This window comes from Longispora fulva (genome assembly GCF_015751905.1).
Taxonomy (GTDB): Bacteria; Actinomycetota; Actinomycetes; order Mycobacteriales; family Micromonosporaceae; genus Longispora; species Longispora fulva.
The window spans coordinates 8,308,178-8,323,796 of record NZ_JADOUF010000001.1; the positions used below are offsets into that span (position 1 = coordinate 8,308,178).

A 15,619-nucleotide genomic window follows, 5' to 3' on the forward strand; every position below is an offset into this window, starting at 1 on the left:
CGTGCGCCGTCGATCGGCGCGCGCGCACCGTGGCTCCCGCGCGGTCGATGCGAGCAACCGTGGAGGATCGACGTGAGTACGTCGGAAAATGATCTCATCAGGGCTCTGCGTGAGTCGGTCAAGGAAACCGCGCGGCTGAAGCAGAAGAACAGTCAACTGCTCGCCGCGGCCACCGAGCCGATCGCCATCGTGTCGATGGGGTGTCGCTTCGCCGGCGGCATCACGGGACCCGAGGACCTGTGGAAGGTCGTGTCCGAGGGCGTCGACGTGTACACGCCGTTCCCCGACGACCGGGGCTGGGACCTCGAGCGGCTCTACGACCCGGACCCGGACACCCCCGGCACCACCTACGTCAGCCAGGGCGCGTTCCTGCGCGAGGCCGCCGAGTTCGACGCGCGCTTCTTCGGGATCTCCCCGCAGGAGGCGACCGCGATGGACCCGCAGCAGCGGCAGCTGCTCGAGGTCTGCTGGGAGACGATCGAGCGCGCCGGGATCGACCCGGACAGCCTGCGGGGCACCAACACCGCCATCTACGCCGGGATCGTGCACCAGGACTATGCGCCGGACATTGCGGGGGCCGAGGACTTCCTCAGCCTGGAGCGCGCGCTCGGCAGCGCCGGCGGCATCGCGTCCGGCCGGGTGGCGTACTGCCTGGGCCTCGAGGGCGGCGCCGTCACGGTCGACACGATGTGCTCGTCCTCGCTGGTCGCGATCCATCTGGCGTCCCAGGCGCTGCGCCGGGGCGAGTGCACGATGGCGCTCGCCGGCGGGGCCACGGTGATGTCCACTCCGGGTGGGTTCGTTGGGTTCGCCCGGCAGCGCGGCCTCGCGTTCGACGGGCGGTGCAAGTCGTTCGCCGCGGCCGCCGACGGCAGCAGCTGGGCCGAGGGCGTCGGCGTGGTGCTGCTCGAGCGGCTCTCCGACGCGCAGCGCAACGGACACCGGGTGCTCGCCGTGATCCGGGGCTCCGCCGTCAACCAGGACGGCGCGTCCAACGGCCTGACCGCCCCGAACGGACCCGCGCAGCAGCGGGTCATCCGCGCAGCCCTGGACGCCGCCGGCCTGTCCCCGGACGACATCGACGCCGTCGAGGCGCACGGCACCGGGACGACTCTCGGCGACCCGATCGAGGCGCAGGCGCTGTTCGCGACGTACGGGCGTGGCCGGGACGCGGACCGGCCCCTGCTGCTGGGTTCGGTCAAGTCGATCCTCGGCCACACCCAGGGCGCGTCGGGCGCGGCCGCGGTGATCAAGACGGTGCTCGCGTTGCGGCACCGGTACCTGCCGGCGACCCTGCACGTCGACGCCCCGACCCCACAGGTCGACTGGTCGCCGGGAACGGTCGAGCTGTTGACCGAGGGGCGCGCGTGGCCGGAGACCGGCCGGCCGGCCCGCTCCGGCGTCTCGGCGTTCGGCGCCAGCGGGACCAACGTCCACATGATCCTGGAGGAGGCCCCCGCCCCCGCCGCCGCCGGGACCGGGGTCGAAGCCGGGGTCGAGGCCGTGGCCACCCCGCCGGAGACCGCGCTGCCGTTCGTCGTCTCGGCCAAGACCTCGACGGCGTTGGCCACCCTGGCCCTGCGCCTGGGCGACACCGTGGCCGGGGACACCGTGCTCGGTGACCTGGCCCGCGCCCTGGCGACCGAGCGCGCGGTGATGAGCCGGCGGGCCGTGGTCGTCGCCCGGACGCTCGACGAGCTGCGCGCCGGGCTCGAGCTGCTGGCCGACGGCCGCACCGGGCCCGCGGCCGTCGCCGGGGTGTCCGAGGCCACCGGACCGGGAAAGACGGTCTTCGTGTTCCCCGGGCAGGGCACGCACTGGGTGGGCATGGGCCGGCAACTGCTGGACACCTCACCGGTCTTCGCCGCCCGGATCGGGGAGTGCCAGAAGGCGTTCGAGCCGTGGGTGGACTGGTCGCTGGTGGACGTCCTGCGCGGGGAGGGCCCGGACCTCGACCGCGTGGACGTCGTACAGCCGGCGTGTTTCGCGGTGATGGTCGCGATGGCCGCGGTCTGGGAGTCCCTCGGCGTGGTGCCGGACGCCGTCGTCGGCCACTCGCAGGGTGAGATCGCCGCGGCCTGCGTGTCGGGCGTGCTGTCCCTGGCCGACGCCGCCCGGGTGGTGACCCTGCGCAGCCAGGCGATCGCCGAACTGCTGCCCCCCGGTGGCGGCATGGTGTCGATCGGGCTGCCCGAGGACGCGGTGCGGGCACTGATCGAGCCCTGGGGCGAACGTCTCCAGGTCGCGGCGCTCAACGGACCCTCCGCCGTGGTCGTCGCCGGAGAGGGCGCCGCGCTCGACGAACTCGGCGCCCAGGTCGCCGACAGCGAGATCCGGTTCCGCCGGATCCCGGTCGACTACGCCTCGCACAGCCACTACGTGGAGAGTCTGCGGTCCGCGCTGCTGGCCGACCTGGCCGGACTGGCGCGGTCGACCCCGCGCGTGCCGTTCTACTCGACGGTCGAGGCCCGGTGGCTGGACGACGACGCGCTCGACGCCGACTACTGGTACCGCAACCTGCGCCAACCGGTCCGCTTCGATCCGGCCGTCCGCGACCTGATCGCGCGGGACCACCGGATCTTCATCGAGCTCGGGGCCCATCCCGTCCTGCTGCCGGCGGTCACCGAGATCGGCGTGGAACTCGACGCCGACGTCCTCGCGGTCGGTTCGCTCCGCCGGGACGAGGACGGGCCGGCCCGACTGGCCACCTCGGCCGCCGAGGTCTTCGTCCGCGGCGTGCCGGTGGACTGGTCGGCGCTCCTGCCCTCCGGCCCGCCCGCTGGACCGGTCGAGCTGCCCACCTACCCGTTCGACCACCAGCGGTACTGGATCACCATGCCCGGCACCGCCGCGGGCGCCGAGTCGCTGGGCCAGACGACCAGCGACCACCCCCTGCTCGGCGCGGTGGTGGAGCTTCCGCAGACCGACGGCCTGGTCTGCACCTCGCGGCTGTCCCTGGCCACCCATCCGTGGCTCGCCGGCCACCAGATCCAGGACAACGTGCTCGTGCCCGGTACGGCCTACGTCGACCTGGCGATCCGGGTCGGCGACGAGTTCGGCTACGGGGTCCTCGACGAGCTGGTCATCGAGGCCCCGCTCGTCCTCCCGGCGGACGAGTCCATCCGGCTCCAGGTCGCGGTCGCCGGACGGGACGCCTCCGGCCGCCGGCGGGTGGAGGTGCACAGCGCACGGAGCGAGGGCGCCTGGACCCGGCACGCCTCGGGTCTGCTGTCCGACTCCTACGCGGAGACCTCGGGCAGCGGATTCGACTTCGGCCAGTGGCCGCCGCCCGGTGCCGTCCGCGAGGTGATCGACGACTTCTACGAACGGCTCGCCGACCGCGGGTACGCCTACGCGTCGGCGTTCGCCGGCCTGACCGCCGTGTGGCGGCGCGGCGAGGAGATCTTCGCCGAGGCGGCGCTGCCCGTCGGGCACCTCGACGATGTGGACAAATTTGGGATCCACCCGGCGCTGTTCGACGCCGCCCTGCACGCGAACGCCTTCCACCAGCGCACCGACGACCGCAACGTCCTGCCGTTCGCGTGGAACGGCGTCCGGCTGCACGCGGCCGGTGCCGGCGCGCTCCGGGTCCGGGTCGCGCCGTGCGGCCCGGACGCGCTGTCCTTCGACGCCGCCGACGAGACCGGGGCGCTGGTCCTGACCATGGAGTCCCTGGTCTCGCTGCCGATCGCCGACCTGCCGTCGCCGTCGGACCGGCGGGTCCCGGACGTGCTGTGGCAGGTCGACTGGACGCGCCTGCCGTCGGGGGTCGCGGGCGCACCGGGGAACCGGGTGTCCGTCGAGACCTCCGGCGATGTCGTACGGCTGGCGTTGGCCGAGGACCTCGGCGATCCGCTGCCGGACCTCGCGATCCTGGACCTCGCTCCCGGGGCAGAGCCGCTGCCGCTCCTGGGCCGGGTGCTCGGGGTGCTGCAGGCCTGGCTGGAGGAGCCGGTGCTCGCGTCCGTGCCCCTGGTCGTGGCGACCCACGGCGCGGTGCCGGCGTCCGGGCCGGTCCTCGACCCGGCGGGCGCTGCGGCGTGGGGGCTGGTGCGCTCGGCGCAGGCCGAGCACCCGGACCGCTTCCTCCTGATCGACGTCGAACCGGGAGCCGACCTCGACGGGTCGCTCCCCGCGGCCCTCGCCGCCGGTGAGCCGCAGGTCGCGGTGCGCGCGGACGCGGTACTGGCCCCGCGGCTCGCCCGCGCGCGCCTGACCGAGCCGGCCGTCGCGACAGGGTTCGCCGAGGCCGGCACCGTGCTGATCACCGGCGGCACCGGCGTGCTCGGCGCCCTGCTGGCCCGGCACCTGGTGCGCGAGCACGGGGTCCGCAGGCTGATCCTGGCCGGCCGGCGCGGCGCGGCGGCCGGGGGCGTGGCCGAGCTGGTCGACGAGCTGACCGGCCTGGGCGCGTCGGTCGAGGTGGCGGCGTGCGACGTCGCCGACCGCGCGGCGCTCACGGCGCTGCTCGACACTATTCCGTCCGACCACCCGCTGACCGGGGTCCTGCACGCGGCCGGGGTGCTCGACGACGGCGTCATAGGCGCCCTGGACCCGCGCCGCCTGGCCAGCGTCTTCGCGCCGAAGGCCGAGGCGCTGCGCCTGCTGGACGACCTGACCAGGGAACGCGCGCCGGAGGTCTTCGCCGTGTTCTCCTCGGCCGCGAGCGTCTTCGGCTCCGCCGGCCAGGGCAACTACGCCGCGGCCAACGCCTACGTCGACGCGGTCGTGTCCGCCCGCGCCGCCGCCGGCCTGCCCGCCGTGTCGCTGGCCTGGGGGCTGTGGAGCCCGGCGACCGGGATGACCGGTCAGCTCGCCGACGTCGACAAGACCCGGATGAGCCGGGGCGGCGTGCGGGCGATGCCGACGGCTGAGGCACTGGCCAGCTTCGACGCCGGGATCAGCGCCGGCAACCCGCTGCTGGTGCCGATCGGTCTCGACCTCGGCGCGGTCCGGGCCGAGGCCGGTGCCGACGGCACGATCCCCCCGCTGTTCCGGGCACTGGTCCGCCTGCCGAGGCGGGCGGCGCAGGCCGGCGCCGACGGGGCGAAGGGCGCGCTGGGCCGCCGCATGGCCGGCCTTTCCCCCGACGCGCAGACCGACCTTGTGCTCGACCTCGTGCGGGCCGAGGTCTCCACCGTCCTCGGCCTCACCGAACTCGACCCGTCCGCCGACGCCCACCGCTTCGGCGACATCGGGTTCGACTCGCTGACAGCGGTCGAGCTGCGCAACCGGCTGACCGCCGCGACCGCCGTCAAGCTGCCGGCGACCCTGATCTTCGACTACCCGACGCCGCGGCAGCTCGCCGCGCACCTGATCGAGAAGGTGCGGGGATCGGTCGACGGCACCGCCGCGCCCGCGCTCCCGGTCCCCGACCGGACGGCCCCGGTGGGCGACGACCCGGTGGTGATCGTCGGGATGGCGTGCCGGCTGCCCGGCGGGATCACCACCTCCGCCGAGTTCTGGGACCTCGTCGCCGAGGGCCGCGACGGCATGTCCGGGATTCCGGACGACCGCGGCTGGGACGTCGAGAATCTCTTCGACACCGACCCGGACCATGCCGGGACCACGTACATCCGGCAGGGCGGTTTCCTGCACGACGCCGGGTACTTCGACGCGGCGCTGTTCGGCATCTCGCCGCGCGAGGCGACGGCCATGGACCCGCAGCAGCGGCTGCTGCTGGAGACCACGTGGAAGGCGCTGGAGACGGCGGGCATCGACCCGTCCTCGCTGCGCGGCGAGCGGGTCGGCGTGTACACGGGCATGTCCATCCACGACTATCTCGGGGATCTGGCGGACGTCCCCGCCGAGTTCGAGGCGTTCACCACCACCGCGACGGCCGGCAGCGTCGCGTCCGGCCGGGTGTCGTACGTGTTCGGTCTCGAGGGCCCGGCCATGACCGTGGACACCGCGTGCTCCTCGTCCCTCGTCGCGATCCACCTCGCGGCCCAGGCGCTGCGCCAGGGCGAGTGCGAGATGGCCCTCGCCGGAGGGGTCGCCGTCATGGGCTCCCCGGTCGGCCTGACCGGTTTCTCGCGCGCCCGGGGCCTGGCGGCCGACGGCCGGTGCAAGGCGTTCGCCGCGGCGGCCGACGGCACCGTGCTGTCCGAGGGCGTCGGCGTGGTCGTGCTGGAGCGGCTGTCCGTCGCGCGCCGCAACGGGCACCGCCCCCTGGCCGTGATCCGCGGTTCGGCGATCAACCAGGACGGGGCGTCCAACGGCCTCACCGCGCCCAACAGCCTCGCCCAGCAGCGCGTCATCCGGGCGGCACTCGGCGCGTCCGGGATCGGTCCGGACGAGGTCGACGTGGTGGAGGCGCACGGCACGGGTACCACGCTCGGCGATCCGAGCGAGGCGCAGGCGATCATCGAGACCTACGGTCGCGGCCGCCCGGCGGACCGGCCGCTGTGGCTCGGTTCGGTGAAGTCCAACCTGGGGCACACCCAGGCCGCGGCGGGCGTGACCGCCGTCATCAAGATGGTGGAGGCCATCCGGCACGGCACGCTGCCGCCCACCCTCTTCGTCGACGAGCCCACGCCGCACGTCGACTGGTCCGAGGGCGCGGTGGAGCTGCTGACCGAGGGCCGCGGCTGGCCGGAGGTCGACCGGCCGCGCCGGGCGGGCATCTCGTCGTTCGGGATCAGCGGCACGAACGCGCACCTGATCCTGGAGCAGGTGCCAGCCGACGTCGTCGCCGGGCCCGCGCCCGAGACGCCGGACACTGTGCGGCCCTTCGTGCTGTCCGCGCAGAGCGCGACCGCCCTCGCCGGGCAGGTGGGCCGGCTGCGGGCCGCCGTGGCCGACGGACTCTCTCTTCCGGGTACGGCCCGCACGCTCGTCGGCCACCGCGCCCTGCTCGCCCACCGGGCTGTGGTCGCCGCAGCGGACCGTGACGCCCTGCTCGCAGGACTCGACGCGCTGGTCGCCGGCGACGCCGCGCAGGGCACGGCCGTGGGCGCGGTGTCCGTGGGCGCGGCGGCGTCCCTGGTGTTCGTGTTCCCGGGCCAGGGCGCGCAGCGGCTCGGCATGGGCCGCGCGCTCCACGACCGGTTCCCGGTGTACGCCGCGGCCTTCGACGACGCGTGCGCCCGCCTCGACGAGCGGTTGGCCGGCTTCGTCGACGCGTCCGTCCGCGACGTCGTGTTCGCGGAGCCGGGCGGTCCCGGGAGCGACGCGCTGCACCAGACCGTCTACACCCAGGCCGCGTTGTTCGCGGTGGAGACCGCGCTGTTCCGGCTCGTCGAGTCGTGGGGCGTGCGGCCCCGGCTGCTGCTCGGCCACTCGGTCGGCGAGCTCGCCGCGGCGCACGTCGCCGGAATGCTGTCGCTGGACGACGCGGCGACCGTGGTGGCCGCCCGCGGCCGGCTCATGCAGGCGTTGCCGACCGGCGGGGCGATGGCCGCGGTGGCCGCGACGGAGGACGAGGTCCGCCCGTTCCTGGGCTCCGGCGTCGGTCTCGCCGCCGTGAACCAGCCCTCGTCCGTGGTGCTCTCCGGCGACGAGGAGGGGGTGCTCGCCGCCGTGGAGGCGCTGCGGGCACAGGGTCGCAAGGTGCACCGGCTGCCGGTGTCGCACGCGTTCCACTCGGCCCGGATGGACCCGATGCTCGCCGACTTCCGCGCGGCGATCGCCGACGTGACCTGGCGGCCGGCCAGGATCCGGATCGTCGCCCACCAGGACGGCGACCTGACGGACCCCGGCTACTGGGTCGAGCACGTGCGCCGCACCGTGCGCTTCGCCGACGGGGTCAGCGCGGCGCTCGAGCAGGGCGGCCGGCTGTTCGTCGAGCTGGGACCCGGCGCCGGCCTGTCCGGGGCGATCCTGGAGACGGCGGCGGGGACCGGGCACGAGCCGGTGTGCGTGCCGGTGCTGCGGGACGGTCAGGCCGAGCCGCACACCGTGATCACCGCCATGGCCACGCTGTTCGTGCGGGGCGTGCCGATGGACTGGCAGGGGCTCGTACCCGTCGACGCCCCCGTCGTGGATCTGCCGACCTACGCCTTCGACCGCAGGCACTACTGGCTCACGTCCACCGCCGGCGCCGTCAACGCCGCGGCCCTCGGGCAGGTCGACGTCGACCACCCGCTGCTGTCGGCCGTCGTCGCCGTCCCGGACACCGGGGGCGTGATCGGCACGGCCCGCCTGTCGCTGACCACCCACCCGTGGCTGGCCGGGCACCGCGCGCACGGGGTCGTGCTGATGCCGACCGCCGCGCTGGTCGACCTCGCGGTCCGGGTCGGCGACGAGGTCGGCTGCGGCGTGGTCCGCGAGCTGGCGCTCGAGGCGCCGCTGGTCGTGGAACCGAACGCCACGGTACGCGTGGAGATCGTCGTCGGCGCGGACGCTGGGGACGGCACCCGTCCGGTCGCGGTGTACGCCACCCGCGACGGTCAGAGCACCTGGACCCGGCACGCCGCAGGCACCCTGGCCGCCCGCGCCGCCGCCCTCGCCGAGCCGGGGTCCGACGAGCCGTGGCCGCCGGCCGGCGCCGACAGCGTCGAGTCGGATCCGGACATCGCCGGGCTGTCGGGGCTCTGGCGCCGCGGCGGGGACACCTTCGTGGAGGTGGCCCTCCCCGACGAGGCGGAGGCCGGCGGGTTCGGTCTCGACCCGGTCCTCCTCGACGCCGTGACCCGCGCGGTGGCGGCCCCGGGTACGGTCGCCGCCCGGTGGGACGAGGTCGTCCTGCACGCCACCGGTACCCGCCGACTGCGCGCCCGCCTCACCCAGCTCGACGCGGACCGGTGGAGCGTCGCGGCGACCGACGAGGCCGGCATGCCGGTCCTGTCCGCCCGGTCGTTCACGGCGACGCCGGTCCGGCCCGAGGACCTGGGGGCCAGCCCCACGTCCGACGCCGTGTTCCGGCTGGCCTGGCACCCGGCGCCCATCCCGGCGGCGCCGCCCGGCCGGCCGACGACGATCGGCGTGACCGACGCCGCGGACGTGGCAGCGCTCACCGGCGCGCCGGACGCAGCCGTGTACGAGGTGCCGACCGGCCAGCTCCCGCAACCGCTGCTCGCCGACGTGCTCGCCGTGCTCCAGGCCTGGCAGCGCGACGCCCCGGACGGTACCCGTCTGGTCGTCGTGACCCGGGGCGCCGTGGACGTCGGGACCGGCACGGTCACCGACGTGTCCTCGGCCGCCGTGTGGGGCCTGGTCCGCGCGGTCCAGGCCGAGACGCCGGGCCGGGTGCTGCTCCTCGACGTGGAGCCGGGCCTGGACGCCGGGCCCGCCGTCGCGACCGCCCTGGCCCTCGACGAGCCGCAGCTGGCCGCGCGCGCCACGGGTCTCCTGATCCCGGGTCTCGCGCTCGCGGGACCCCTGGCCACGGAACCCGCGGCGTGGAACCCCGAGGGCACGGTCCTGGTCACGGGCGGCACGGGGTCGCTCGGCGCGCTCGTCGCGGGCCACCTGGTGCGCACCCGCGGCGTCCGGCACCTGCTGCTGGTCAGTCGGCGCGGACCGGCGGCCGACGGCGCCGACGCGCTCGCCGCGGACCTGTCAGCACTGGGCGCGACGGTGTCCGTACTGGCCTGCGACGTCGCGGACCGCGACGCCGTGGCCGGTCTGCTCGCCGCGATCCCGGACGGCCACCCGCTGACCGCCGTCGTGCACACCGCCGGCGTCCTCGACGACGGCCTGCTCGCCGCGATGACCCCGGAGCGGTTCGCCGGCGTCCTGGGCGCGAAGGCGGACGCGGCCCGCCACCTGGACGAGCTGACCCGCGACCTGGACCTCGCGGCGTTCGTCGCGTTCTCCTCCGCCGCCGGCCTGCTCGGCTCGACCGGCCAGGCCAACTACGCCGCGGCGAACGCCTACCTGGACGGGCTCATGGCGGCCCGGCGCGCGGGCGGCCGACCCGGCGTCTCGCTCGCCTGGGGCCTGTGGGCCCAGGACGGCGGCATCACCGGCCACCTGGGCGCGGCGGACCTGGCCAGGATGAGCCGCGCCGGCGTGTCGCCGCTGGCCGGCGAGGAGGGGCTCGCGCTTCTCGACGCCGCCGTGGACAGCGGCGAGGCGCTCCTGGTACCCATCAAATTGGATCTCGCCGCGGCGCGCGCCGACGCGGCCAATGGCGGAGCGGTCCAGCCGCTGCTGCGGGACCTGGTCCGGGTCCGCCGCCGCGCCGGCGGGGAGGCCGCCGTCGGTGACCTGGCGCGGTCGCTCGCCGGCCTGTCCGAGTCGGAGCAGGAGAAGAGCCTGCTGGCGCTGGTCCGGGCCCGGGTTGCCCTGATCCTCGGCTACTCCTCGGGCGAGGACATCGCGCCGGACGCCGCGTTCCAGTCCGCGGGCATGGACTCGCTCGGCGGGGTCGAGCTGCGCAACCGGCTGAGCGCCGCGGCGGGCTTCGCGATGCCGGCGACCCTCGTCTTCGACTACCCGACCCCGCGCGAGCTGGCCCGGTTCCTGCGGGAACGGCTCACGGGCGACGACGCTCCCACCGTGTCGGCGGCCCCGGTGGCCGTGGACCCGGGCACGCCGATCGCCGTCGTCGGGGTCGGCTGCCGGCTGCCGGGCGACGTCCACGATCCGGCGGAGTTCTGGGACCTGCTGGCCCGCGGCGGGGAGGGCCTCTCGCCGCTGCCGACCGACCGGGGCTGGGACCTGTCCACCGTGCCGGTCCGCGCCGGTGGCTTCCTGACCGACGCCGCCGAGTTCGACCCCGGATTCTTCGGCATCTCCCCGCGCGAGGCGACGGCCATGGACCCGCAGCAGCGCCTGCTGCTCGAGGTCGTGTGGGAGGCGTTCGAGGACGCCGGCCTCGACCCGGCGGCGTTGCGCGGCAAGGACGTCGGCGTGTTCGTCGGCGTGATGGGCCAGGGCTACGGGATGTACGGCGGCGACGCGCAGACCGACGGCCTGCGCGGCACCGGCGGCGCGGTCTCGGTCGCCTCCGGGCGAGTGTCCTATGTGTACGGATTCACCGGGCCGGCCGTGTCGGTCGACACGGCGTGCTCCTCCTCGCTGGTCGCCATGCACCTGGCCATCCAGGCCCTGCGCAACGGCGAGTGCTCGCTCGCCGTGGTCGGCGGCGTCACGGTGATGGCGACGCCGGGCGCGTACGTCGAGTTCGCCAAGAACGGCGGACTGGCCACCGACGGCCGGTGCAAGGCCTTCGCGGCGGCGGCGGACGGCACCGGCAACGCCGAGGGCGTCGGCGTGGTGCTGCTCGAGCGGCTCGCGGACGCCGACGCGCAGGGCCACACCGTGGGCGCGGTCGTCCGCGGCTCCGCGGTCAACCAGGACGGCGCGTCCAACGGGCTCACCGCCCCCAACGGGCTCGCGCAGCAGCGGGTGATCCAGCGGGCGCTCGCCGTCGCCGGGCTCTCGCCCACGGACGTGGACGTCGTGGAGGCGCACGGGACGGGTACCCGGCTGGGCGATCCGATCGAGGCGCAGGCCCTGCTGGCGACGTACGGCCGGCGCGACCCGGCCCGGCCGCTGTGGTTGGGTTCCGTGAAGACCAACGTCGGGCACACCCAGGCGGCGGCGGGCGTCACGAGCGTGATCAAGATGGTGCTCGCGCTGCGGCACGAGACGCTGCCGGCGACCCTGCACGTGGACGCCCCGACCCCGGAGGTCGACTGGTCCAGCGGCACGATCCAGCTGCTGACCGAGGCCCGGCCGTGGCCGACCCGCCCGGACAGCCCGCGCCGCGCCGGGGTGTCGGCGTTCGGGGCGAGTGGCACGAACGCCCACCTCATCCTGGAGGAACCGCCCCGGCGACCGGGCGGCGACGCGCCGGAGCCCGACCCGGACGGCCTCCTGCCGTTCGTCCTGTCGGCGGGCGACCCGACCCGGCTCGCCGCCGTCGCGACCCGGCTGGCCGACGCCGTCGAGCGCGGACGGGCGCCCCTGCCCCGACTGGCCGCGGCCCTCGCGTACGGCCGGGCGATCCACCAGGCGCGCGCCACGGTGCTCGCCGCGGACCACGACGAACTGGTCGGCCGGCTGCGCGCGCTGGCCGCCGGCGAACCCGACCAGGACGTGGTCACCGGCCGGTCCGGTCCGGGTACCGGCGCGGCGTTCGTCTTCCCCGGCCAGGGCGGCGGGTGGATCGGCATGGGCCGCGAGCTGATGGCGCACTCGCCGGAGTTCCGGGCCTGGGTACGACGGTGCCAGGACCTGCTCGCCGAGTACGACTGCGACTGGACGCTGGAGGAGGCGCTCGGCGGCGGCGACGACCTGTCCCGGATCGACGTCATCCAACCCACCGGCTTCGTCATCATGACCGGCCTGGCCCAGATCTGGGCCCGTGCCGGGGTATCGCCCGAGGTGGTGGTCGGGTCGTCGCAGGGCGAGGTCGCCGCGGCGTGCGTGGCCGGGCTGCTCTCGGTCGAGGACGCGCTCCGCGTGTGCGTGGTGCGCTCCCGGCTGGCCCAAAACCTGCCCCCGACCGGCGGAATGCTCGTCGTGGGCGTCGGCCGCGAACGGGCGCTGGAGCTGCTGGCCGGCTGCGAGGGCCGCCTCGAGATCGCCGCGGTCAACGGTCCCTCGACGGTGGGCGTCTCCGGCGAGATCGCCGCCGTCGAGGAGTTCGCCGCCATGGCGGCGGACCAGGAGATCTGGTTCCGGCGGCTGAAGTTGGACTACGCGTCGCACTCCTTCCTCATGGACGAGCTGGAGCGGCCGATGCTGGCCCAGCTCGACGGGATCGGCGAGCGCCCGGCGCGCGGGCTCGTCGGGCCCTGCCGGTTCTACTCCACGGTCGACAGCCGCTGGATCGGCCCGGACGAGATCCTCGACGCCGGCTACTGGTTCCGGAACCTGCGCCTGCCGGTCGAGCTCGACACGGCCATCCGTGCGATCGCCGCCGACGTGCGCGCGATCGTCGAGGTGTCCCCGCACCCGGGCCTGGTGCCGTCCATCCTCGACGTCGTCGGGGACGGCGGCTGGCAGACCGCGGTGCTCGGCACGCTGCGCCGCGACGAGGGCGGCCCCCGGCGGGTGTTGACGGCGTTGGCGGAGGCGTTCGCGGTCGGCCTGCCGGTCGACTGGACCGTGGCCGTCCCGCGCGACGGGTCCCCGTGGCGCGAGCTGTGCCGGGACCTGCCCACCCATCCGTTCGACCACCAGCGCTTCTGGCTGCGCGGCGGTGCCGCCGTCGACCACGCGGCCCTGGGGCTGACCGGCTCCGACCACCCGCTGCTCAGCACCATGGTGGACCTGCCGCAGTCCGACGGCGTGCTCGCCGTCGCACGGCTCTCCACGCACGACCAGCCCTGGATCGCCCGGGGCACGGGGGAGGTGCCGGGCTCCGTCTGGGTCGAGCTGGCCATCCGGGCCGGCGACGAGCTGGACTGCGGCACCCTGGCGGCGCTCGACCTCGCAGAGCCCCTGGTGCTCGACCCCGGGGTGCCGGTGCGGGTCCAGATCAGCGTCGACGGCGCAGGCGCGTCCGGGAGACGGCCGGTGACCGTGCGGTCCGCGCCCGCCTCGGGAGACGGTGACCGTGCGGTCTGGACCTGCCACGCGACGGGGGAACTCTCGCCGACGGCCGCCACGACCGGGCCGGGCGACGGGCTCGCCGTGGCCGGCCCCGGGGACCACCTCGCCGCGGCCGGGTCCTGGGATGACCCCTCCGCCTGGCCGCCGGCCGACGCCGACCAGGTGGCCCTGTCCGAACTGCGGCTCGACACCGGCCGCGACGTCCCGGACTGCGTGCGCGCGGTGTGGCGGCGGGGCGAGGACACCTTCCTCGAGCTGGCCCTGCCGGACGACCTCCGCGCGGACGGCGCCGGCTACGGCGTCCACCCGCTCCTGCTGGACGCCGCGACCCACGCCACCGGTCTCCGGGAACGGGAGACCGTGGCCTCCTGGCGGGACGTCGAGCTGCACGCGACCGGAGCCACGTCGCTGCGGGTCCGGCTGCGTCCGGTCGACGGCGGCCTGGCGCTGACGGTGGCCGACCACACGGGTCTGCCTGTTCTCACCGCCGGCCGGATCACCGTCCGGCCGGCGGGCGAGCCGCGGCCTGCCCGGCGCGGTGGTGCGCTGCGGACCGGGTGGATCGTTCTCGAAACGGCCGCCGGCCCGGCCGAGACGGTCACCGCCGAGACTGCCCCCGCCCGGACGGTTCCCGCCGACAGCGAGGACGCCGTTCTCGACCTCGGCGCGGACCCGTCGGCGCTGGACGGGGCCACCGCCCTGCTCGACGTCCCCGAGGGGGAGGAGCCCACTGCCGCCTGCCGACGTGTCCTCGGCGTCGCCCAGGCGTGGCTGGACGAGCCGGAGTTGGAGCGTCGCGCGCTGGTGGTGCGTACCCGGAACGCGGTTTCGTTGGACGCCTCCGGGGTGCTCGACTCTGCCGCTGCCGCCGTCTGGGGGATGATCGGTGCCATCCAGGCCGAGTACCCCGACCGGTTCGTCCTCGTGGACGGCGCGGACGCCGGCCTCGGCCAGGTGCTCGCCGCGGGCGTCGCGCAGGCCGCGCTGCGGTCGGGGCGGGTCCACGTCCCCCGGCTTGTGCCGGTCCCCGCCGCCCGACCGGTCGCCGCGCTCGATCCCGACGGCACGGTCCTGATCGTCGGCGGCACCGGCAGGGCGGGGGCACGCGTGGCCCGGCACCTGGCCGCCGAGCACGGCGCGCGCCACCTGGTGCTCGCCTCCCGGCGCGGTCCGGATGCCGGGGGTGCCGCGGCACTGGTCGACGAACTCGCAGCGCTCGGTGCGACGGCGACCGTCGTGGCCTGCGACGCCGACGACCGCGACGCCGTGCGGCACCTGCTGTACGCGATCGTGCCCGAGCACCCGCTGGTCGGGGTCGTGCACGCCGCGGGCCTGCCGGACGACACCCCGCTCGCCGAGCTGGATCCAGACCGGCTCAGTGCCGTCCTCGACGCGCGCACCGCGTCACTGCGGCACCTGGCCGATCTCACCGCGGAGCACAGTCTCGCCCTCTTCGCCGTGGTCACGTCGGCGGCGGGGCTGATCGGACCGGCGCACCACGCGGCCACCGGGGCGGTCGACGGGTACGTGCGGGCCCTGGCCTCCCACCGCCGCGCCTGCGCCCCCGTGCTGGTGGCCGCCACCGGCCCGGACGGGGACACGACGGCGATGTCGGCGCTGAGAGCCGCGATCGACTCCGGAGAGCCGTTCCCGGTCCCGGGCCGGCCCGAACTGTGGGCGGCCCCGGCACCCGGCCGGGCCGTGGCCCCGCTGCTGCGCGGGCTGGTCCGGACCCGCAGGCGGTCGGCGTCGCCGGCGTCGACCGGCCGGGAGGCCGCCGGCCGGTGGGCCGAGCTGCTGGGCGCCCAGACCGGCGAGGAACGGGAGAAGACGATGCTGGACCTGGTGCGGGTACAGCTCGCCGACGTCCTCGGCCTGAGCCCGGACGAGCAGGTCGAGCCCCAACGGGGCCTGTTCGAGATCGGCCTGGACTCGCTGATGGCGCTCGAGCTGTCCCGGCGACTCAGCAGCCACGCCGGCACGGCGTTGACCCCGGCGGCGGTCTTCAACAACCCGACCCCGGCGGCGCTCACCGGCTACCTCATCGGGCGCCTGGGGGAGACCACCGCGGAGGCCTGAGGCCAGGCGTCGAGGGATTGTCCCGGGGTCGGAGGGCGGAAGCCTTCCGACCCCGGCCCACCCCTCCCCACCGCACACGGAAACGAGGCCC

The 15,619-nt window shown here is 75.7% G+C and carries 1 pseudogene; it reads left to right on the forward strand.

What is annotated here, in order from left to right:
* Window positions 1-162: 162 nt before the first annotated feature.
* Window positions 163-15,528, forward strand: a pseudogene (locus IW245_RS38420) (SDR family NAD(P)-dependent oxidoreductase); the annotation flags it as partial.
* Window positions 15,529-15,619: the final 91 nt, after the last annotated feature.